This is a genomic window from Streptomyces sp. NPDC027672, from assembly GCF_055566335.1.
Genome location: NZ_JBVHSO010000008.1, coordinates 89,164 through 109,203 on the forward strand (window position 1 = coordinate 89,164; position 20,040 = coordinate 109,203).

Below are 20,040 nucleotides of genomic sequence, written 5' to 3' on the forward strand. Positions count from 1 at the left end.
ACATAATGCCCTCGATTTGAGGATGTATCCATGCTCAAGCCGGCAGGATGCCGCACAGCCGGGCCCGCGGCCGGGGCTCAGACCCCGGCGACGGCCGCCCGGATCTGCGCCGCGAACCGCTCGGCCGCCCCGCGCAGCGCGCTGACGTCGGGACCGTGACGAAGGACACCCCGGCTGACGTTCGGCACGACGTTGCGCACCGCCGCGCCGAACACGCCGGGCAGGTCCGCGGGCGTCGCGCCCTGGGCGCCGATGCCGGGCGCGAGCAGCGGGCCGCCCATGTCCAGGTCGTAGGAGGACAGGTCGCCGAGCGTGGCGCCGACCACCGCGCCGAAGGAGCCGAGCGGCTCCTCGCCCGCGTTCTCGGCCGCCAGGTGGGCCAGCATGGCCGCGCCGACGGTCCGGCCGTCCGCGCGCACCGCGTGCTGCACCTCGCCGCCCTCCGGGTTCGAGGTCAGCGCCAGCACGAACAGCCCGGCACCGCTCTGCCGGGCCAGCGCCACGGCCGGGGCGAGCGCGCCGTAGCCGAGGTACGGCGAGACGGTCAGCGCGTCGGAGAACAGCGGGGCGTCCGGGTGCAGGAACGCCTCGGCATAGGCGGCCATGGTGGAGCCGATGTCGCCGCGCTTGGCGTCCATCACCACCAGGGCGCCGGCCGCGCGCGCCTCCTGGACCGACTTCTCCAGGACGGCGAGGCCGCGCGAGCCGAACCGCTCGAAGAAGGCGCTCTGCGGCTTCAGCACGGCCACCCGGCCGGCCAGCGCCTCCACCACCGTGCGGCTGAACCGCTCCAGACCGGCCACGTCGTCCGCCAGGCCCCATTCGGCGAGCAGCGAGGCGTGCGGGTCGATGCCGACGCACAGCGGGCCGCGCTCGTCCATGGCGCGGCGCAGCCGGGCGCCGAACGGCTCCAACGGGCTCATGCGGGCTTCCTCACGTCGGCGCCGACCGCGTCGGCGAGGGTGGCGTACGGGCTGGTGCGCAGCCGGGCGGCGAGGCCCTTGTGCAGGGACCGGCACCAGAAGGGGCCCTCGTAGATGAAGGCGCTGTAGCCCTGGACCAGGGTCGCACCGGCCAGGATGCGCTGCCAGGCGTCCTCGGCGCTCTCCACGCCGCCGACGCCCACCAGGGTGAGCCGGTCGCCCACGCGCGCGTACAGACGGCGCAGGACCTCCAGGGAGCGCTCCTTGAGCGGCGCCCCGGACAGCCCGCCGGTCTCCCGCACCAGCGCGGGCGCGGAGCGCAGGCCGAGGCTCTCGCGGGCGATGGTGGTGTTGGTGGCGATGATGCCGTCCAGGCCCAGTTCCACGGCCAGGTCGGCGACCGCGTCGATGTCCTCGTCGGCGAGGTCGGGGGCGATCTTCACCAGCAGCGGCACCCGCCGGCCGGTCACCGCGCGGTCGGCGGCCTCGCGCACGGCGGTCAGCAGCGGGCGCAGGTGGTCCACCGCCTGGAGGTCGCGCAGGCCGGGCGTGTTGGGCGAGGAGACGTTGACGACCAGGTAGTCCGCGTACGGCGCGAGCCGCTCGGCCGACTTCACGTAGTCGGCGACGGCCTCCGCCTCGGGGACGGCCTTGGTCTTGCCGATGTTGACGCCGACGACGGTCCTGAAGACCGGCTCACGGGCGGCCAGGCGGGCGGCGACGGCCAGCGAGCCGTCGTTGTTGAAGCCCATGCGGTTGATCAGCGCCCGGTCCGCCACCAGGCGGAACAGCCGCTTCTTGGGGTTGCCGGGCTGCGGCTCCCCGGTCACCGTGCCGATCTCGACGTGGTCGAAGCCCAGCATCGACATGCCGTCGATGGCGACGGCGTTCTTGTCGAAGCCGGCGGCGAGCCCGAACGGGCCGTGCATCCGCAGCCCGAACGCCTCGGTGCGCAGTTCCTTGTGGCGGGGCGCCAGGGCGGCCGCGGCGAAGGTGCGCAGGCCGGGCACGCGGACGGCCAGACGGATCCAGCGGAAGGCCAGGTGGTGGGCCTGCTCGGGGTCCATGCGGCGGAAGACGAGGTTGAAGAAGATCTTGTACATGGTGTCCTCGTGAAGAGGGGGACACCGTTTCCGGTGTCCCCCTCGGGGCGGGCTGCTAGTCGCGGGCCGCGGTCAGGTGTTCCGCGTGTTCCTGGAGCGAGCGGACGCCCACGTCGCCGCGGTTGAGGGCGTCGATGCCCTGGACGGCCGCGGCGAGCGCCTGGACGGTCGTCAGGCACGGCACCGAGCGGGCGACGGCCGCGGTACGGATGTCGTAGCCGTCGAGGCGGCCGCCGGTGCCGTACGGGGTGTTGACGATGAGGTCGACCTCGCCGTCGTGGATGAGCTGGACGATCGTCCGCTCGCCGTTCGGGCCGGTGCCCTCGGACTGCTTGCGCACCACGGTGGCGTTGATGCCGTTGCGCTTGAGGACCTCGGCGGTGCCGGAGGTGGCGAGCAGCTCGAAGCCGTGGGCGACCAGCTCGCGCGCCGGGAAGATCATCGAGCGCTTGTCGCGGTTGGCGACCGAGATGAACGCGCGGCCCTTGGTGGGCAGCGGCCCGTAGGCGCCCGCCTGCGACTTGGCGTACGCCGTGCCGAAGACGGAGTCGATGCCCATGACCTCGCCGGTGGAGCGCATCTCCGGGCCGAGGACGGTGTCCACGCCGCGGCCCTGGATGTCGCGGAAGCGCGACCACGGCAGGACGGCCTCCTTGACCGAGATCGGCGCGTCCAGCGGCAGCTCGCCGCCGTCGCCCGTCTTCGGCAGCAGGCCCTCGGCGCGCAGCTCGGCGATGGTCGTGCCCAGCGAGATCCGGGCGGCGGCCTTGGCCAGCGGCACGGCGGTCGCCTTGGAGGTGAAGGGGACCGTGCGCGAGGCGCGCGGGTTGGCCTCCAGGACGTAGAGGATGTCGCCGGCCATCGCGAACTGGATGTTGATCAGGCCGCGCACGCCGACGCCCTTGGCGATGGCCTCGGTGGAGGCGCGCAGGCGCTTGATGTCGAAGCCGCCGAGGGTGATCGGGGGCAGCGCGCACGCCGAGTCGCCGGAGTGGATGCCGGCCTCCTCGATGTGCTCCATCACACCGCCGAGGTACAGCTCCTCGCCGTCGTAGAGCGCGTCGACGTCGATCTCGATGGCGTCGTCCAGGAAGCGGTCGACGAGGACCGGCCGGGAGGGGCTGATCTCGGTGGACTCGGCGATGTAGGAGGCGAGGCGGGTCTCGTCGTAGACGATCTCCATGCCACGGCCGCCGAGCACGTACGAGGGCCGGACCAGGACCGGGTAGCCGATCTCGTCGGCGATGACCTTGGCCTCCTGGAAGGTGGTGGCCGTGCCGTGCTTGGGGGCCGGCAGGCCCGCCTCGGCGAGGACGCGGCCGAAGGCGCCGCGGTCCTCGGCCGCGTGGATGGCCTCCGGAGGGGTGCCGACGATCGGCACGCCGTTGTCCTTCAGGGCCTGCGCGAGGCCCAGCGGGGTCTGGCCGCCGAGCTGGACGACGACGCCCGCGACCGGGCCGGCCTGCTGCTCCGCGTGGACGATCTCCAGCACGTCCTCCAGCGTCAGCGGCTCGAAGTACAGGCGGTCGGAGGTGTCGTAGTCCGTGGAGACGGTCTCCGGGTTGCAGTTGACCATCACGGTCTCGTACCCGGCGTCGGCCAGCGCGAAGGAGGCGTGGACGCAGGAGTAGTCGAACTCGATGCCCTGGCCGATGCGGTTCGGGCCGGAGCCCAGGATGATGACGGCCGGCTTCTCGCGCGGCGCGACCTCGGTCTCCTCGTCGTAGGAGGAGTAGAAGTACGGCGTCTTCGCGGCGAACTCGGCGGCGCAGGTGTCGACCGTCTTGTAGACCGGGCGGATGCCGAGGGCGTGCCGGACCTCGCGGACGACGTCCTCGCGCAGGCCGCGGATCTCGCCGATCTGCTGGTCGGAGAAGCCGTGCCGCTTGGCCTCGTCGATCAGGCCGGCGGTCAGCTCGGGCGCCTCGGCCAGCTCGTCCGCGATCTCCTTGATCAGGAAGAGCTGGTCCACGAACCAGGGGTCGATCCTCGTGTAGGCGAAGACCTCCTCGGGCGTGGCACCGGCGCGGATGGCCCGCATGACGGTGTTGATCCGGCCGTCGGTGGGGCGGCGGGACTCCTCCAGCAGGGTGTCCTTGTCGCCCGGGTCGCCGACGAAGGTGAACTGGCTGCCCTTCTTCTCCAGGGAGCGCAGCGCCTTCTGGAAGGCCTCGGGGAAGTTGCGGCCGATGGCCATGGCCTCGCCGACCGACTTCATGGTGGTGGTCAGCGAGGAGTCGGCCTGCGGGAACTTCTCGAAGGCGAACCGCGGGGCCTTGACGACCACGTAGTCCAGGGTCGGCTCGAAGGAGGCCGGGGTCTCGGCGGTGATGTCGTTCGGGATCTCGTCCAGCGTGTAGCCGACGGCCAGCTTGGCGGCGATCTTGGCGATCGGGAAGCCGGTCGCCTTGGAGGCCAGCGCGGAGGAACGCGACACGCGCGGGTTCATCTCGATGACGATGACCCGGCCGTCCTCGGGGTCGACCGCGAACTGGATGTTGCAGCCGCCGGTGTCGACGCCGACCTCGCGGATGACGGCGATGCCGACGTCCCGCAGGATCTGGTACTCGCGGTCGGTCAGGGTCATCGCGGGCGCGACGGTGATGGAGTCGCCGGTGTGCACGCCCATCGGGTCGAAGTTCTCGATGGAGCAGACGACCACGACGTTGTCGTTCTTGTCGCGCATCAGCTCCAGCTCGTACTCCTTCCAGCCGAGGATGGACTCCTCCAGGAGCACCTCGGTGGTCGGGGAGAGCGTGAGGCCCTGGCCGGCGATGCGGCGCAGCTCCTCCTCGTCGTGCGCGAAGCCGGAGCCGGCGCCGCCCATGGTGAAGGACGGGCGGACGACCACCGGGTAGCCGCCGAGGGTCTCGACGCCCTGGAGGACGTCGTCCATGGAGTGGCAGATGACCGAGCGGGCGGACTCGCCGTGCCCGATCTTCTTGCGGACCTCCTCCACGACCGCCTTGAACTGGTCGCGGTCCTCGCCCTTGTGGATGGCCTCGGGCTTGGCGCCGATCAGCTCCACGCCGTACTTGGCGAGGACGCCGTTGTCGTGCAGCGAGATCGCGGTGTTCAGGGCCGTCTGGCCGCCCAGGGTGGGCAGCAGGGCGTCCGGGCGCTCCTTGGCGATGATCTTCTCGACGAACTCGGGCGTGATCGGCTCGACGTAGGTGGCGTCGGCGATCTCCGGGTCGGTCATGATCGTCGCCGGGTTGGAGTTGACCAGGACCACGCGCAGGCCCTCGGCCTTGAGCACGCGGCAGGCCTGGGTGCCGGAGTAGTCGAACTCGGCGGCCTGGCCGATGACGATCGGGCCGGAGCCGATGACCAGGACGGACTGGATATCGGTGCGCTTAGGCACGCTGGCCCTCCATCAGGGAAACGAAGCGGTCGAACAGGTAGGCGGCGTCGTGCGGACCGGCTGCCGCTTCGGGGTGGTACTGGACGGAGAAGGCGGGCTGGTCGAGCAGCTGGAGCCCCTCCACGACGTCGTCGTTCAGGCAGACGTGCGAGACCTCGGCGCGGCCGAACCTCGTCTCGCTGACCTGGTCGAGCGGCGCGTCCACGGCGAAGCCGTGGTTGTGCGCGGTGACCTCGACCTTGCCGGTCGTACGGTCCTGGACCGGCTGGTTGATGCCGCGGTGGCCGTACTTCAGCTTGTAGGTGCCGAAGCCGAGGGCGCGGCCGAGGATCTGGTTGCCGAAGCAGATGCCGAACAGCGGGGTCCGGCGCTCCAGGACGGCGGTCATCAGCGCGACCGGGCCGTCGGCGGTGGCCGGGTCGCCGGGGCCGTTGGAGAAGAAGACGCCGTCCGGCTCGACGGCGTAGACGTCGTCGGGGGTGGCGGTGGCGGGCAGGACGTGCACCTCGATGCCGCGCTCGGCCATGCGGTGCGGGGTCATGCCCTTGATGCCGAGGTCGACGGCGGCGACGGTGAACCGCTTCTCGCCGACCGCCGGGACGACGTACGCCTCCTTGGTGGCGACCTCCTCGTACAGGCTCGCGCCCTTCATCTGCGGCTGGGCCTGCACGCGCGCCAGCAGCTCGCTGTCCGGGGCGAGGTCCGTGCCGGAGAAGACGCCGGCCCGCATCGAGCCGCGCTCGCGCAGGTGGCGGGTGAGGGCGCGGGTGTCGATGCCGGAGATGCCGACCACGCCCTGGCGCTCCAGCTCGTCGTCCAGGGAGCGCGTGGCGCGCCAGTTGGACGGCACCCGCGAGGGGTCGCGCACGACGTAACCGGAGACCCAGATGCGGCCCGACTCGTCGTCCTCGTCGTTCCAGCCGGTGTTGCCGATCTGGGGAGCGGTCGCGACGACGATCTGCCGGTCGTACGACGGGTCGGTGAGGGTCTCCTGGTAGCCGGTCATGCCGGTGGAGAACACGGCCTCGCCGAAGGTCTCCCCCACGGCCCCGTAGGCGCGGCCGCGGAAGATGCGGCCGTCCTCCAGGACGAGTACGGCGGGAACCCTGGCGGCTCCCCTGGTGGAGGTCGTCATCGTGCGCCTTCCGTGTCGTTGGTCATCTTGTTCAGGGTGTCGGCCCACTCGGCGTGCTCGGCCGAGCGGTCCGAGCGGAATCCGGAGTCGATCAGTCTGTCGCCGTGCTGCCAGGTCACCACCAGCAGTCCGCCCTCGGTGAGGACCTTGCCGGCGATGCCCTTGTCCAGGCGGGCGCCGCGCAGGGCGGCCACGGGGACGAAGAAGTCGGTGGCGCCGGGGCGCTCGACCTCCAGGCCCGCGTCGGTCAGGGTCAGCTCGGCCCGGCTGCGGGTGCCGAGCCCGTGGGCCACGATGCGGTCCAGCCACTGCCCGGCGGTGGTGGAGCCGTGGTAGCGGCCGCTCATGCTCAGTCTGGCCGGGCCGGTCTCCCGGGGCGCGCCGGGCAGGGCCGGCAGGTCGCCCTGGAGGGTGCCGCGCCACTTCCAGCCCTCGCGCATCAGCCAGTAGAGGAGCGCGATGAACAGGAGCAGCCCGACGAGCCAGCCGATCCGGGCCCCCCAGTCGGTGACCTCGGCCGACTTCTTCGCCTCGGCCAGCAGGATTACAGGTGTCACGTGAGCTTCCCGTCGACGAGCGTGGCCTTGCCCCGCAGCCAGGTGTGCGTCACACGGCCCGGCAGCTCACGTCCCTCGTACGGGGTGTTGCGGCTGCGCGAGGCGAAGCCCGCGGGGTCCACCGGACCACGGTATGCCGTGTCGACCAGGGTGAGGTTGGCGGGCTCACCAGCCGAGACGGGGCGGCCGTGGCCGGTGGCCCGGCCGATCCGCGCCGGCTTGACGGACATGCGGTCGGCCACACCGGCCCAGTCCAGCAGGCCCGTGTCGACCATGGTCTCCTGGACCACCGACAGCGCGGTCTCCAGGCCGACCATGCCCATGGCGGCGGCGGCCCACTCGCAGTCCTTGTCCTCGTGCGGGTGCGGGGCGTGGTCGGTGGCGACGATGTCGATCGTGCCGTCGGCGAGCGCCTCGCGCAGGGCCAGCACGTCGCGCTCGGTGCGCAGCGGCGGGTTGACCTTGTAGACGGGGTTGTAGGTGCGCACCAGCTCGTCGGTGAGGAGCAGGTGGTGCGGGGTGACCTCGGCGGTGACCTGGATGCCGCGGGACTTGGCCCAACGGACGATCTCGACGCTGCCGGCGGTCGAGAGGTGGCAGATGTGGACGCGGGAGCCGACGTGCTCGGCGAGCAGCACGTCCCGGGCGATGACCGACTCCTCGGCGACGGCGGGCCAGCCGCCCAGGCCCAGCTCGGCGGAGACGACGCCCTCGTTCATCTGGGCGCCCTCGGTCAGCCGCGGCTCCTGCGCGTGCTGGGCGACGACCCCGTCGAAGGCCTTCACGTACTCCAGGGCGCGGCGCATGATCACCGCGTCGTCCACGCACTTGCCGTCGTCGGAGAAGACGGTGACGCCGGCCGCGGACTCGTGCATGGCGCCCAGCTCGGCCAGCTTGCGGCCCTCCAGGCCGACGGTGACGGCGCCGATGGGACGCACGTCGCAGTAGCCGTGCTCCTTGCCCAGCCGCCAGACCTGCTCGACCACGCCGGCGGTGTCGGCGACGGGGAAGGTGTTGGCCATGGCGAACACGGCCGTGAAGCCGCCGCTCGCCGCCGCGCGGGTGCCGGTCAGCACGGTCTCGGAGTCCTCGCGGCCCGGCTCGCGCAGATGGGTGTGCAGGTCGACCAGGCCCGGCAGCAGCACCTTGCCGCCGGCCTCGACCACCTCCGCGCCCTCGGCGGACAGCCCCGCGCCGACCTCGGCGATGGTCTCGCCGTCGATCAGCACGTCCTGCGGCTCGCCGCCGAGCACCTTCGCACCACGGATCAGGATCTTGCTCATGGTCTTACTTCTCCTCGGTACGAGAGTGGGTGACGGCGGGCTCGTTGCCACCGAGCAGCAGGTACAGCACGGCCATCCGGATGGAGACGCCGTTGGCGACCTGCTCGACGGCGGTGCAGCGGCCGGAGTCGGCGACCTCGGCGGTGATCTCCATACCGCGCACCATCGGGCCGGGGTGCATCACGACGGCGTGCCCGGGCAGCCGCGCCATGCGGTCGCCGTCCAGGCCGTAGCGGCGCGCGTACTCGCGCTCGGTGGGGAAGAAGGCCGCGTTCATGCGCTCGCGCTGCACGCGGAGCATCATCACGGCGTCGCACTTGGGCAGGGCGCTGTCGAGGTCGTACGACACCGCGCACGGCCAGCTCTCGACGCCGACCGGCACCAAGGTGGGCGGGGCGACCAGGGTGACCTCGGCGCCGAGGGTGTGCAGCAGGTCGACGTTGGAGCGGGCGACCCGGCTGTGCAGGACATCGCCGACGATGGTGATCCGCTTGCCGGACAGGTCCTGGCCGAGCCCGGCGTCCCGGCCGATCAGCCGGCGGCGCACGGTGAAGGCGTCCAGCAGGGCCTGGGTGGGGTGCTGGTGGGTGCCGTCGCCGGCGTTGATGACGGCCGCGTCGATCCAGCCGGAGTTGGCGAGCCGGTACGGGGCCCCGGAGGCGCCGTGCCGGATGACCACGGCGTCGACGCCCATGGCCTCCAGGGTCTGGGCGGTGTCCTTCAGGGACTCGCCCTTGGACACCGACGAGCCCTTGGCGGAGAAGTTGATGACGTCCGCGGACAGCCGCTTCTCGGCGGCCTCGAAGGAGATGCGGGTGCGCGTGGAGTCCTCGAAGAAGAGGTTGACGATCGTCCGGCCGCGCAGGGTCGGCAGCTTCTTGATCGGCCGGTCCGCGACCCGGGCCATCTCCTCGGCGGTGTCGAGGATCAGGACGGCGTCGTCGCGGGTGAGGTCGGCGGCCGAGATGAGATGACGCTGCATCTGACAGGCTCCGTAAGGCAGTTCATTCGGGAGATTTCGGGCAGGCAGGCGCAGGCCGTGACACGCGGGGGCGTGCCGTGCGCCCGGCGTGCTACTGAGCGGCCGGCTTCACACCGAGCAGCACGGTGTCGCGACCGTCCTCCTCGGCGAGCTGGACCTTGACCGTCTCCCGCAGCGACGTGGGGAGGTTCTTGCCGACGTAGTCGGCGCGGATGGGCAGTTCGCGGTGGCCGCGGTCGACCAGCACGGCGAGCTGCACCGCGCGCGGGCGGCCGATGTCGTTCAGGGCGTCCAGGGCGGCGCGGATGGTGCGGCCGGAGAAGAGCACGTCGTCGACGAGGACGACCAGCTTGCCGTCGATGCCGTCACCGGGGATCTCCGTGCGGGCCAGCGCACGCGGCGGGTGCATGCGCAGGTCGTCGCGGTACATGGTGATGTCGAGCGAGCCGACCGGAACGGTGCGGTCGGTGATCTGCGCCAGCTTGTCGGCGAGCCGCCGGGCGAGGAAGACGCCCCGGGTCGGAATGCCGAGGAGCACCACGTCGTCGGCGCCCTTGGCGCGTTCGACGATCTCGTGGGCGATGCGGGTCAGCACCCGCGCGATGTCGGGGCCTTCGAGTACGGGCCGCGCGTCGGTCGCGTGCGGATGTGCGGGCGTGTCGTGCGTGTCCATACGAAACGGACCTCCTTCTCCGCCTCACGGGACGGACCTTAAAGGACGTCGTAATTGCGCCATCCACCGTAGCAGGTCATCCGGCGTCCTCTTGTCACCCGCTTGGCGTAACGGGCGGCCACCGGCGCGGAAGAGTCGGTGTGGACCATTCGGCTTGACGCAGGAGAGTCACGCTGCGTAACCTCACAGTGAGTTACCAGCCGCGGCGGGAAAACAGCCGGCCGCGTCGACACAGTGTCCGGGGAGCCATATGTCCAGCGAATACGCCAAACAGCTCGGGGCCAAGCTCCGGGCCATCCGCACCCAGCAGGGCCTTTCCCTCCACGGTGTCGAGGAGAAGTCCCAGGGTCGCTGGAAGGCCGTGGTGGTCGGTTCGTACGAGCGCGGCGACCGTGCCGTGACCGTTCAGCGGCTGGCCGAGCTGGCCGATTTCTATGGCGTTCCGGTGCAGGAACTCCTGCCGGGCACCACGCCGGGCGGCGCCGCCGAGCCGCCGCCGAAGCTGGTCCTGGACCTGGAGCGGCTGGCCACGGTGCCGGCCGAGAAGGCGGGCCCCCTCCAGCGCTACGCGGCGACGATCCAGTCGCAGCGCGGTGACTACAACGGCAAGGTGCTCTCGATCCGCCAGGACGACCTGCGCACACTCGCCGTGATCTACGACCAGTCTCCCTCGGTCCTCACCGAGCAGCTGATCAGCTGGGGCGTGCTGGACGCGGACGCGCGCCGCGCGGTCGCCACGCACGAAGAGGCGTAGCCGCTCCCACGAATTCAGCAGAAACGTGCCGCCGGGGTGGCTGGAACTTAACGGTTCCGGCCGCCCCGGCGGCTTTCTGCGGCCGTACGGGCACCTCCCCGGGCACCCGGCCTTGCCGCCCCGCGAAGGGACGGCACGGCGCGCCAGGGGGCCGCACGGTGTATGCCCAGAAGCGCGGGAAATGGGCCGCACGGTACGCCCGACGGGCCGGGGTATGCCGAAGGGGCGCCGGGAACCGAGCCGGCCGACGACGCTCGGGTCGTCCCTGGCCGGCCGTGGTCCCACGGCGCCCCTTCTCGCCGGCGCGGGCTAGGCGCGCCGCAGCGTCGGCTTGAGCTCCTTCAGCCGGCCCAGCAGGCCGTTGACGAACGACGGCGACTCGTCCGTCGAGAACTCCTTCGCCAGCTGCACCATCTCGTCCAGGACGACGGCGTCCGGGGTCTCGTCGACCCAGATCAGCTCGTACGCGCCCAGCCGCAGGATGTTGCGGTCGACGACCGGCATACGGTCCAGCGTCCACCCCACCGCGTACTGCGAGATCAGCTCGTCGATCCGCCGCGCGTGCTCGGCGTAGCCCTCGACCAGCTGCATCGTGTACTCGCTGACCGGCGGCTGCCGGGTGTCGGACCGGGAGAGCCGGACCCAGTCCGCGAGGACGGTCAGGACGTCGGCGTCGCGCTGGTCGCCCTCGAAGAGGATCTGGAAGGCGCGCTTGCGGGCCGTGTTGCGGGCAGCCACGGTTAGCTGTTCACCCGGCCGAGGTAGTCGCTGGTGCGGGTGTCGACCTTGATCTTCTCACCGGTGGTGATGAAGAGCGGGACCTGGATCTGGTGGCCGGTCTCCAGGGTGGCGGGCTTGGTGCCACCGGTGGAGCGGTCGCCCTGGACGCCCGGCTCGGTCTCGGCCACGGTCAGCTCGACGGCGGCCGGCAGCTCGACGAAGAGCACCTCGCCCTCGTGCTGGGCGACCGTGGCGGTGAAGCCCTCGATCAGGAAGTTGGCGGCGTCGCCGACGGCCTTGCGGTCGACCATCAGCTGGTCGTAGGTCTCCATGTCCATGAAGACGAAGTAGTCGCCGTCCATGTACGAGAACTGCATGTCGCGCTTGTCGACAGTGGCCGTCTCGACCTTGACGCCGGCGTTGAAGGTCTTGTCGACGACCTTGCCGGAGAGCACGTTCTTGAGCTTGGTGCGCACGAAGGCCGGGCCCTTGCCGGGCTTGACGTGCTGGAACTCGACGACGGACCAGAGCTGGCCGCCTTCCAGCTTGAGCACCAGGCCGTTCTTGAGGTCGTTCGTGGAAGCCACGGTTGCGGAATCTCCTGGACTGACGTACGACCCCGGGACACGCGCTACAGCGCGAGCAGCTCCTTGGTCGTGATGGTGAGTAGCTCGGGTCCGCCGTCCGCCTCGGGGCGTACGACGAGCGTGTCATCGATCCGGACACCGCCCCGTCCCGGGAGGTGGACCCCCGGTTCGACGGTGACCGGCACGCAAGCGTCCAGTTTACCCATGGCCGCGGGACCCAACTGCGGGTCCTCGTCGATTTCGAGTCCGACGCCGTGTCCGGTCAGCGGTGGCAGGGCTTCCGCATAGCCCGCCGAGTCCAGCACCTGCCGGGCCGCGCGGTCCACGTCACGGCAGGCGGCACCGGGGGCGAGGGACTCCCGGCCGGCGCGCTGGGCGGCGAAGACGAGGTCGTACAGCTCGATCTGCCAGTCGGCCGGCGAGGTGCCGATGACGAAGGTGCGGCCGATCTCGCAGCGGTAGCCGCGGTAGGTCGCGCCGAGGCAGACGGAGAGGAAGTCACCCTCCTCCACGCGCCGGTCCGTGGGGCGGTGGCCGCGCCGGCCGGCGTGCGGTCCGGTGGCCACGGAGGTGGGGAAGGCCGGGCCGTCGGCGCCGTGGTCGACCAGGCGCCGCTCCAGCTCCAGCGCGAGGTGCCGCTCGGTGCGGCCGACCAGGATGGATTCCAGCAGCTCGCCGAGGGCCTGGTCGGCGATCTCGGCGCCGATGCGCAGACAGGAGATCTCCTCCTCGTCCTTGACCACCCTCAGCTGCTCGACGGCCCCGCCGACGTCGGTGAGCCGGAGTCCGGGGGCGACGGAGGCGAGGGCGCGGTGACGGGCCACGGTGAGGTGGTGCTCCTCGACCGCCAGGGAGTCGGCGCCCTGGGCCACGGCCAGGCCGGCCGCGGCCACCGCCGTGTCGCCGCCGTTGGCCGGCAGGACGTGCAGGCGCACGCTCTCGTCCGGTCTGCCCTCGTGGGGGCGGTCGTCCGGCGGCCCCGCGCACACCAGGAGGTCTTCCCGCCTGCCGAGCAGCAGGACGGCGTCGCGCGGGGCGGCGGCGGCGAGATAGCGGACGTTGGCCGGACGGGTGACGAGCGCTGCCGCGGTGCCGGCCGCGGTGACATGGTCCCTCAGCCGGGATCGGCGGTTCGCGTACACCTCTGACATGAGACGAGCGTAGGAGTTTTGTCCGGATTGTGCCGATTTTTGGGGGCCGAGTGGGGCTGCGGGGCAGGTGGGGGGCGGTGCCGTGCGCCGGCCGGGTGCGGGGCCGTGGGGGTGTGCCGCCAGTCGGTGGCGGTGTGCCGCTCGCTCACCAGCTCGGCGGGCTGGCTATCGCCCGCGCCAGGACCTCGTCCAGGACGCGGGCCGTCCCGGGGACGTCCAGCTGGGAGTTGTCGATGATCGGCAGGCCCGAGCCGTACCAGCCGGCCATGCGGCCGTGGATGCGGGCCACCTCCTCGTCGGTGAGGCGGCGGTTGCCGGTGCGCTCCGCGTTGCGCTCCAGGACGATGTCCAGGCCCGGCAGCAGGACCACCGGGAGCAGCCCGGGGCCGACGTGCCGCTTCCAGCCGCCGAGGCCGACGACCGGGCGGTCCGGGAAGACGGCGTCGTCCAGGATGCAGGAGATGCCGTTGGCCAGGAAGTTCCGGGCGGCGAAGCCGCAGGTGCGGCGGGCCAGGCGGTACTGGGCCTCGGAGTTCTCGTTCCAGCCGGACTGGGGGTCGGCGAAGCCGGAGCGCACCCATTCGCGCACGTCGTCCAGGCTGATGTGGGCCGTGGGCACCCGGCGGTGGTCCGCCCAGTACTTGGCGACGCTGGTCTTGCCCGCGCCGGCCGGGCCGATGAGGAGGACGGCGAGGGTGGTGGCCGTGGGGTCGGCGACCGCGCCGGGCGGCGTCGCGGGGGCGCCGGCCGGGCCGCCGGGTGGCAGCGGCACGTGACCGGTGTTATCGGGAGCCGGCGGGGCCGGTATGTGCTGCCCGGGCAGCGGTCCGGCGGGAGCCGGAAGCTGCTGCGGAGCCGGAGGCACGGCACCCGGAGGGGCCGGGGGCACGGGACCGGGCGGGGCCGGAGGCACGGGACCGGGCGGGGCCGGAGGCACGGAGCCCGGTGGGACCGGGAGGCCCGGTGGCGGTGGAGGCACGGGCGCCGGGCCCGGGGAGGCTCCCGGGTGGTGTGCGGCCGCCGCCCAGCCGGCGTGCGGGCCCTGCCCCGGCTGGTGGGGCGGCGGCAGCGGAGACCCCACTGCGTGCTGCATCCGTTGCCACTCCGTCTCGTACAGGCGCTCTGCTGCCGGCGGCGGGGGCACGCCCGCGCCGCCTACCGAACGGTACCGTCCCCGGCCGTCGTTCGGTGAAACGGCCGGGGACGGCCCGAAGTGCCCGGCGCCGTACGGGACATCGCACGGAGGGGACGGAACGGACGGAGCGTACGGAGCGGGACCTACTGCCCGACCTCGCCGTAGGCGGCGAGCAGGACCGCCGGGTCCGGGCCCTCCAGGACGGTCGGCTTGGCCAGCCCGTCCAGGACGATGAAGCGCAGCAGGTCGCCGCGGGACTTCTTGTCGACCTTCATCGTCTCCAGCAGCTTGGGCCACTGGTCGTAGCGGTAGTGCAGCGGGAGCCCGACGGACTCCAGGATGCTGCGGTGCCGGTCGGCCGTCGCGTCGTCCAGCCGGCCCGCCAGCCGGCCCAGTTCGGCGGCGAAGTGCATGCCGACCGCGACCGCGGCCCCGTGCCGCCACTTGTAGCGCTCGTTCTTCTCGATCGCGTGGCCGAGCGTGTGGCCGTAGTTCAGCATCTCCCGCGGCCCGGACTCCTTCAGGTCCGCGGAGACGACCTCCGCCTTCACCCGGATCGAGCGCTCGATCAGCTCGGCCGTGTGCGGGCCGTCCGGGGTGCGGGCGGCCTGCGGGTCGGACTCGATCAGGTCCAGGATCACCGGGTCGGCGATGAACCCGGCCTTGATGACCTCGGCCAGTCCGGAGACGTAGTCGTGGACCGGCAGCGAGTCCAGCGCGGCCAGGTCGCACAGCACGCCGGCCGGCGGGTGGAAGGCGCCGACCAGGTTCTTGCCCTCCGCGGTGTTGATCCCGGTCTTGCCGCCGACCGCCGCGTCCACCATGGCCAGCACGGTGGTCGGGATCGCGATCCAGCGCACCCCGCGCAGCCAGGTGGCGGCGACGAAGCCGGCCAGGTCCGTGGTCGCGCCGCCGCCGACGCCGACGATGACGTCGGTCCGGGTGAAGCCGCACTGGCCCAGCGCCTTCCAGCAGTAGGCGGCGACCTCGGCGGTCTTGGCCTCCTCCGCGTTCGGCACCTGGACGGCGACGGCCTCGTAGCCCTGCCCGGCCAGGTCGGCGCGCAGCGCCTCACCGGTCTCGGCCAGCGCCTCCGGGTGGATCACCGCGACGCGCTTGGCCCGCCGCCCGATCAGTCCGCCGAGCTCGCCCAGCAGTTGCCGGCCCACGAGCACCTCGTACGCGTCCGTGCCCGCCGTGGCGCCCACCTGGATGCGGGTGACTGCCTCGCTCATCCTTGCTTCAACTCCAGTGCGTCCAGGACGCCGCGCAGGACCTCGTCGGGGCCGCGTCCGTCCGTCGCCACGACCGCGGTGGCGACCTCCTCGTACAGATGCCGGCGCGCCTCCATCAGCTCGCGCCACTGCTTGCGCGGGTTGACCGCGAGCAGCGGGCGCGCCACGTTCAGGCCGGTGCGCCGGACCGCCTCCTCGACGTCCATCGACAGGTACACCACCCGGTGTCCGGCCAGCAGCGCCCGGGTGTCCGGGTCCAGGACCGCGCCGCCGCCCAGCGACAGCACGCCCCGGTGTCCGGCGAGCGCCGCGCGCACCGCCGCCTTCTCCTTGGCGCGGAAGGCCGCCTCGCCCTCGTCGACGAAGATCTCGGCGATGGTCCGGCCCTCGGCGGCCTCGATGTCGTCGTCGGTGTCCCGGTAGGCGACGTCCAGGTGCGCGGCGAGGAGCCGGCCCACCGTGGACTTGCCCACGCCCATCGGGCCGACCAGGACGACCACGGGCACCCCGCCCACCTCGCTCACCTGATCGCCAGGCCGTCGAGGTACGAACGCACGTTGCGGCGGGTCTCCGGCACGCTGTCGCCGCCGAACTTCTCGGCCACCGCGTCCGCCAGCACCAGCGCCACCATGGCCTCGGCCACGATGCCGGCCGCCGGCACCGCGCACACGTCGGACCGCTGGTGGTGGGCCTGTGCCGGCTCACCGGTCACCACGTCCACCGTGCGCAGCGCCCGCGGCACCGTCGCGATCGGCTTCATCGCCGCCCGCACCCGCAGCAGCTCGCCCGTGCTCAGTCCGCCCTCGGTGCCGCCGGCCCGGCCGGTGGCCCGCTTGATGCCCTCGGGCGTGGTCAGGATCTCGTCGTGCGCCTGGGAGCCGGGCACCCGGGCCAGGTCGAAGCCGTCGCCGACCTCGACGCCCTTGATCGCCTGGATGCCCATCAGCGCGGCGGCCAGCCGGGCGTCCAGCCGGCGGTCCCAGTGCACGTGGGAACCGAGGCCCACCGGGACGCCGTAGGCCAGCACCTCGACCACGCCGCCGAGCGTGTCGCCGTCCTTGTGGGCCTGGTCGATCTCCGCGACCATCGCCTTGGAGGCGTCGGCGTCCAGGCAGCGCACCGGGTCCGCGTCCAGCTTCGCCACGTCGGCCGGGGTCGGGTAGACGCCGTAGGGCGCCTTGGCCGAGGCCAGCTCCACCACGTGGGAGACGATCTCGATGCCGGCCGTCTCCTTCAGGTAGGAGCGGGCCACCGCGCCCAGCGCCACCCGTGCGGCGGTCTCCCGGGCGGAGGCGCGCTCCAGGATCGGGCGGGCCTCGTCGAAGCCGTACTTCTGCATGCCCGCCAGGTCCGCGTGTCCGGGCCGCGGCCGGGTCAGCGGCGCGTTGCGCGCCAGCTCGGCCAGCACCGCCGGGTCCACCGGGTCGGCGGACATGACCTGCTCCCACTTCGGCCACTCGGTGTTGCCCACCATGACCGCCACCGGCGAGCCGAGGGTCAGACCGTGCCGGACACCGCCGAGGAAGGTCACCTCGTCCCGCTCGAACTTCATCCGCGCACCGCGCCCATAGCCGAGCCGCCGCCGCGCCAGGTGATCCGCCACCATCTCCGTGGTGACCGGCACGCCGGCGGGAAGACCCTCCAGCGTCGCGACAAGTGCGGGACCATGGGATTCCCCGGCGGTCAGCCAACGCAGCCTGCTCAACGATGCTCCTCAGTGCTCGCGCCCGGTACTGCCCGGCGTACGCACGTCTGGCGCACGGCGACGGCGCCACCGGGTGCGCGACCCCGGTACGCCACCTCCGATCCTCCCACGTCCGGCGCCGGGATCCGGCCGCCGGTCCAGCAGGCGGACGCGGGCGGGAGCGTCAGCGGGCCGCGAGCGCCCGTTCGCCGGCGTGCCGCATCGCCTCCAGCGGGCCCGGGGTGTGCCCGGTCATCTGCTCGAACTGGAGCACGGCCTGGTGGACCAGCAGGTCGAGACCGCTGACCACCGCGCCGCCGTACATGGACCAGCGGGCCGCCAGCGCGGTGGGCCACGGGTCGTAGAGCACGTCGAAGAGGGTGGCGGGGCGTTCGGGCACGGCGGCGGCGAGGGCGTCGGTCGCGCCGGCGGGCGTGGTGGCGATCACCAGCGGGGCGCGCAGTGCCTCGGCGGCGTCGGCCCAGTCCGCCGTGCGGACCTCCACGTCGAGCCGCTCGCCCCACTGCCGCATCTCGGCGGCGCGGGCCTCGCCGCGGACGTAGGCGACGACCTCGCCGGTGCAGACCCGGGCCAGCGCGGCGAGCGCGGAGGAGGCGGTGGCGCCGGCGCCGAGGATGGCGGCGGAGCCGACCTCTTCGATGCCGTGCTCGCGCAGGGCGGCCACCATGCCCGGGATGTCGGTGTTGTCGCCGCGCCGGCGTCCGTCCTCGGTGAAGACGAGCGTGTTGACCGCGTCGACCGAGGCCGCGGTGTCGCTGATCTCGTCCAGCAGCGGGATGACGGCCCGCTTCAGCGGCATGGTCAGCGACAGGCCCGCCCACCCGGTCCCGAGCCCGTCGAGGAAGCCGGGCAGCGCCGCCTCGTCCACGTCGTAGCTGTCGTACGACCAGCCGGTGAGGCCGGCCGCCTCGTACGCGGCCCGGTGCAGCACCGGGGAGAGGGAGTGGGCGATCGGCGAACCGAGCACCGCGGCCCGGCGGCCGTCAGTTGCCCGCGTTGGCATTGAACTTGTCCTTCAGTTCCAGGAATTCGGCGTAGGTCTTGGCGAACTCGGTGTTGTTCGTGCCGTCGGTCGCCACGAAGTAGATCCAGCCCTCGTGCGTCGGGTTCAGCGTGGCCTTCAGCGCGTCCTCGCCGGGGTTGCCGATCGGGCCGGGCGGAAGCCCCTGGTGGCGGTAGGTGTTGTACGGGCTCGCGTTGCTGTTGATCTCCTTCTCGGAGATGTGGATGTTGCTCGTGCCCTTGAGGTAGTTGTAGGTCGAGTCGAACTGGAGCAGCCGGTTGGTCTCGGTGTTGGTGGGCTTGAGGCGGTTGTAGACCACCTCGGCCATCTTGCGGAAGTCCTCGTGCGTCTTGCCCTCCGCCTGGACCAGGCTGGCGACCGTGACCAGCTCGAACGCGTTCTCCACGCCGAGTTCCCGGGCCTTGTCGTCCAGGCCGTAGGCGGCGTACTTCTGCTTGGCCTGGGTGACCATCTGGCGCAGGACCGCCTCGGGCTTCATGCCCTTGGCCGCCGGATAGGTGCCGGGGAAGAGGAAGCCCTCCAGCGGGTCCATGAGGTCGCCGGTGTTCTTCGCCCAGGCGGGCAGGCCGAGCGCCTTGTACTGCTTGCGGGCGATCGTCTTGGTGCTGCCCTTGGGCAGTTCGAGCTGCTTGTCGACGGCCGCGTAGACGCCCGAGTTGCGTTCGCCCGGCGTGACGATCACGTTGTTCTGGCTGCGCGGGTCCATCATCAGCTTGACGGCGCTGGCGGCGGACATCTCCTTCTTCAGGAGGTAGGCGCCGGCCTGGATGCCGTCGCCGCCCGGGGTCTGGCCCTGGGCGTGGACGAACGCCTCGGCGCTCTTGACGACGCCGGCCTCCTTCAGACGGCGGCCGATCTCCCAGCCGCCCGCGCCCTTGGGGATCTCCACGGTCACCGTCCGGCTGATGCCGTCGCCCGCGTAGTCCGGGGCCGTGCCGAAACGATTTTGGTAGAACGTGTAGCCGAAATAGCCGACGCCGGCGAGGCCGCCGCCGAACACCAGGACGACCACCATGCAGGCGCAGCCGGTGCGCCGTTTCCTGTCCTTGTCCGGCTTGCGGCCCTTGCCGCGCCGCTCGCGGCGGCTCAGCGGGTATTCCTCGTCGTCCCCGCCGCCGCCCGCCACCGGGAGGGCCTGGTCCTCGTCGTCCGCGACCCCGGGCTCCGGGGCGGGCTCGGGGCGTCTGCGGCCGGGCGGCTCCGGCGGCGGGTAGGCGTCCTCGGTGCCGTAGAGGTCGGGCTGCTCCGCGCCGTAGGCCACGGGCTGCTGGCCGTACGGGTCGCCCGGGTCGGCGGCGTAGGGCACGTGGCCGTGGCTGCCGGTCGCGTCCCAGGCGCCCTGCTGGAACGGGTGCTGGCCCTGCCCGGCGAACTGCTCCTCGTACCGCGGCGGACCGTCGTGGTGGTGCTGCTCGCCGTACCCGGACTGCTGCTCGTGGCTCCAGTCGCCGTACGCGGGCGCCTGCGGATGCTGCTGCGGCCGGCCGCCGTAGGACTGCCGGCCGTCCTGGGCCTGCTGTCCGCTCCATCCGCCGTCCCCGTACAACGGGTCCTCCGGATGCCACGGTTCGGAGCCTGGGCCCCGGCCATACTCAGTCATCGATCCCCTAGAGCCGCGAGGCCGACGGGCACGCGTCCGGTGTACGGTCCGGTTCCCGCTCCGCCTCTTGCTGTGCCCCGGCTGTTCGAACACCGGCGCATCGCGCGGA

General features: G+C 72.3%; 18 protein-coding genes. 1 reads left to right on the forward strand and 17 read right to left on the reverse strand.

Annotated elements, in window-relative coordinates:
• Positions 1–77 precede the first annotated feature (77 nt).
• The 8 genes from pyrF to pyrR form a co-directional block, all read right to left on the reverse strand.
• Complete coding sequence (gene pyrF, locus ACZ4SV_RS20320; RefSeq protein WP_365875694.1) at positions 78–923, reverse strand: orotidine-5'-phosphate decarboxylase; 846 nt, start codon at positions 921–923, stop codon at positions 78–80.
• Entirely contained in the window at positions 920–2,026 is a 1,107-nt protein-coding gene (locus ACZ4SV_RS20325) for a quinone-dependent dihydroorotate dehydrogenase (protein ID WP_365875692.1), read from the reverse strand. Before ACZ4SV_RS20325 ends, pyrF begins: the two co-directional genes overlap by 4 nt.
• 55 nt (positions 2,027–2,081) lie before the next feature.
• A complete protein-coding gene (gene carB / locus ACZ4SV_RS20330) occupies positions 2,082–5,390 on the reverse strand; it encodes a carbamoyl-phosphate synthase large subunit (protein ID WP_365875690.1) in 3,309 nt (1,102 codons plus the stop codon).
• Positions 5,383–6,525, reverse strand: a complete 1,143-nt coding sequence (gene carA, locus ACZ4SV_RS20335) for a glutamine-hydrolyzing carbamoyl-phosphate synthase small subunit (protein WP_468005909.1) — start codon at positions 6,523–6,525, stop codon at positions 5,383–5,385. The genes carB and carA overlap by 8 nt, the downstream gene beginning before the upstream one ends.
• On the reverse strand, positions 6,522–7,082 hold the full coding sequence (locus ACZ4SV_RS20340) for a PH-like domain-containing protein (protein WP_468005910.1): 561 nt from the start codon (positions 7,080–7,082) through the stop codon (positions 6,522–6,524). The genes carA and ACZ4SV_RS20340 overlap by 4 nt, the downstream gene beginning before the upstream one ends.
• A complete protein-coding gene (locus ACZ4SV_RS20345; protein ID WP_365875684.1) occupies positions 7,079–8,365 on the reverse strand; it encodes a dihydroorotase in 1,287 nt (428 codons plus the stop codon). Before ACZ4SV_RS20345 ends, ACZ4SV_RS20340 begins: the two co-directional genes overlap by 4 nt.
• 4 nt (positions 8,366–8,369) lie before the next feature.
• Positions 8,370–9,347, reverse strand: coding sequence for an aspartate carbamoyltransferase catalytic subunit (locus ACZ4SV_RS20350; RefSeq protein WP_468005911.1), 978 nt, complete (start codon positions 9,345–9,347; stop codon positions 8,370–8,372).
• Positions 9,348–9,438: 91 nt separating this feature from the next.
• Entirely contained in the window at positions 9,439–10,020 is a 582-nt protein-coding gene (gene pyrR / locus ACZ4SV_RS20355; RefSeq protein WP_365875680.1) for a bifunctional pyr operon transcriptional regulator/uracil phosphoribosyltransferase PyrR, read from the reverse strand.
• 250 nt (positions 10,021–10,270) lie between these two features.
• On the opposite strand from pyrR, the gene bldD reads away from it, so the two are divergent.
• Positions 10,271–10,774, forward strand: coding sequence for a transcriptional regulator BldD (gene bldD, locus ACZ4SV_RS20360; RefSeq protein ID WP_014671524.1), 504 nt, complete (start codon positions 10,271–10,273; stop codon positions 10,772–10,774).
• A gap of 309 nt (positions 10,775–11,083) precedes the next feature.
• On the opposite strand, the gene nusB is transcribed toward bldD, so the two are convergent.
• The 9 genes from nusB to mltG all read right to left on the reverse strand — a co-directional run bounded on the left by nusB (position 11,084) and on the right by mltG (position 19,931).
• Positions 11,084–11,512 carry a transcription antitermination factor NusB gene (gene nusB / locus ACZ4SV_RS20365; protein ID WP_365875678.1) on the reverse strand — a complete coding sequence of 143 codons (429 nt, stop codon included), beginning with the start codon at positions 11,510–11,512 and terminating at the stop codon, positions 11,084–11,086.
• A gap of 2 nt (positions 11,513–11,514) precedes the next feature.
• A complete protein-coding gene (efp, locus tag ACZ4SV_RS20370; RefSeq protein WP_365875676.1) occupies positions 11,515–12,081 on the reverse strand; it encodes an elongation factor P in 567 nt (188 codons plus the stop codon).
• A 44-nt stretch (positions 12,082–12,125) separates the two neighbouring features.
• Positions 12,126–13,232 (reverse strand): aminopeptidase P family protein, encoded by a 1,107-nt coding sequence (locus ACZ4SV_RS20375; protein ID WP_365875674.1) that lies wholly within the window; start codon positions 13,230–13,232, stop codon positions 12,126–12,128.
• A 145-nt stretch (positions 13,233–13,377) separates the two neighbouring features.
• Positions 13,378–14,325 (reverse strand): Pro-rich N-terminal domain-containing protein, encoded by a 948-nt coding sequence (locus ACZ4SV_RS20380; protein WP_468005912.1) that lies wholly within the window; start codon positions 14,323–14,325, stop codon positions 13,378–13,380.
• A gap of 185 nt (positions 14,326–14,510) precedes the next feature.
• The gene (gene aroB, locus ACZ4SV_RS20385) at positions 14,511–15,602 is read right to left on the reverse strand and encodes a 3-dehydroquinate synthase (RefSeq protein ID WP_365875670.1); all 1,092 of its coding nucleotides are present in this window, start codon (positions 15,600–15,602) and stop codon (positions 14,511–14,513) included.
• Positions 15,599–16,117, reverse strand: a complete 519-nt coding sequence (locus tag ACZ4SV_RS20390) for a shikimate kinase (protein ID WP_468006052.1) — start codon at positions 16,115–16,117, stop codon at positions 15,599–15,601. The genes aroB and ACZ4SV_RS20390 overlap by 4 nt, the downstream gene beginning before the upstream one ends.
• A gap of 5 nt (positions 16,118–16,122) precedes the next feature.
• On the reverse strand, positions 16,123–17,307 hold the full coding sequence (gene aroC, locus ACZ4SV_RS20395; RefSeq protein ID WP_365875666.1) for a chorismate synthase: 1,185 nt from the start codon (positions 17,305–17,307) through the stop codon (positions 16,123–16,125).
• 163 nt (positions 17,308–17,470) lie between these two features.
• Positions 17,471–18,310, reverse strand: coding sequence for a shikimate dehydrogenase (locus ACZ4SV_RS20400; RefSeq protein WP_397936885.1), 840 nt, complete (start codon positions 18,308–18,310; stop codon positions 17,471–17,473).
• Complete coding sequence (mltG, locus tag ACZ4SV_RS20405) at positions 18,291–19,931, reverse strand: endolytic transglycosylase MltG (protein WP_468005913.1); 1,641 nt, start codon at positions 19,929–19,931, stop codon at positions 18,291–18,293. Before mltG ends, ACZ4SV_RS20400 begins: the two co-directional genes overlap by 20 nt.
• Positions 19,932–20,040 lie beyond the last annotated feature (109 nt).

What these genes read in the sequence shown, in the direction of transcription:
- mltG (WP_468005913.1), bottom strand. Translation starts at nt 19,931, where the DNA reads ATGACTGAGTATGGCCGGGGCCCAGGCTCCGAACCGTGGCATCCGGAG.
- pyrR (WP_365875680.1), bottom strand. Translation starts at nt 10,020, where the DNA reads ATGGACACGCACGACACGCCCGCACATCCGCACGCGACCGACGCGCGG.
- ACZ4SV_RS20380 (WP_468005912.1), bottom strand. Translation starts at nt 14,325, where the DNA reads ATGCAGCACGCAGTGGGGTCTCCGCTGCCGCCGCCCCACCAGCCGGGG.
- carA (WP_468005909.1), bottom strand. Translation starts at nt 6,525, where the DNA reads ATGACGACCTCCACCAGGGGAGCCGCCAGGGTTCCCGCCGTACTCGTC.
- bldD (WP_014671524.1), top strand. Translation starts at nt 10,271, where the DNA reads ATGTCCAGCGAATACGCCAAACAGCTCGGGGCCAAGCTCCGGGCCATC.
- ACZ4SV_RS20325 (WP_365875692.1), bottom strand. Translation starts at nt 2,026, where the DNA reads ATGTACAAGATCTTCTTCAACCTCGTCTTCCGCCGCATGGACCCCGAG.
- ACZ4SV_RS20350 (WP_468005911.1), bottom strand. Translation starts at nt 9,347, where the DNA reads ATGCAGCGTCATCTCATCTCGGCCGCCGACCTCACCCGCGACGACGCC.
- ACZ4SV_RS20345 (WP_365875684.1), bottom strand. Translation starts at nt 8,365, where the DNA reads ATGAGCAAGATCCTGATCCGTGGTGCGAAGGTGCTCGGCGGCGAGCCG.
- pyrF (WP_365875694.1), bottom strand. Translation starts at nt 923, where the DNA reads ATGAGCCCGTTGGAGCCGTTCGGCGCCCGGCTGCGCCGCGCCATGGAC.
- aroB (WP_365875670.1), bottom strand. Translation starts at nt 15,602, where the DNA reads ATGAGCGAGGCAGTCACCCGCATCCAGGTGGGCGCCACGGCGGGCACG.
- ACZ4SV_RS20375 (WP_365875674.1), bottom strand. Translation starts at nt 13,232, where the DNA reads ATGTCAGAGGTGTACGCGAACCGCCGATCCCGGCTGAGGGACCATGTC.
- ACZ4SV_RS20400 (WP_397936885.1), bottom strand. Translation starts at nt 18,310, where the DNA reads ATGCCAACGCGGGCAACTGACGGCCGCCGGGCCGCGGTGCTCGGTTCG.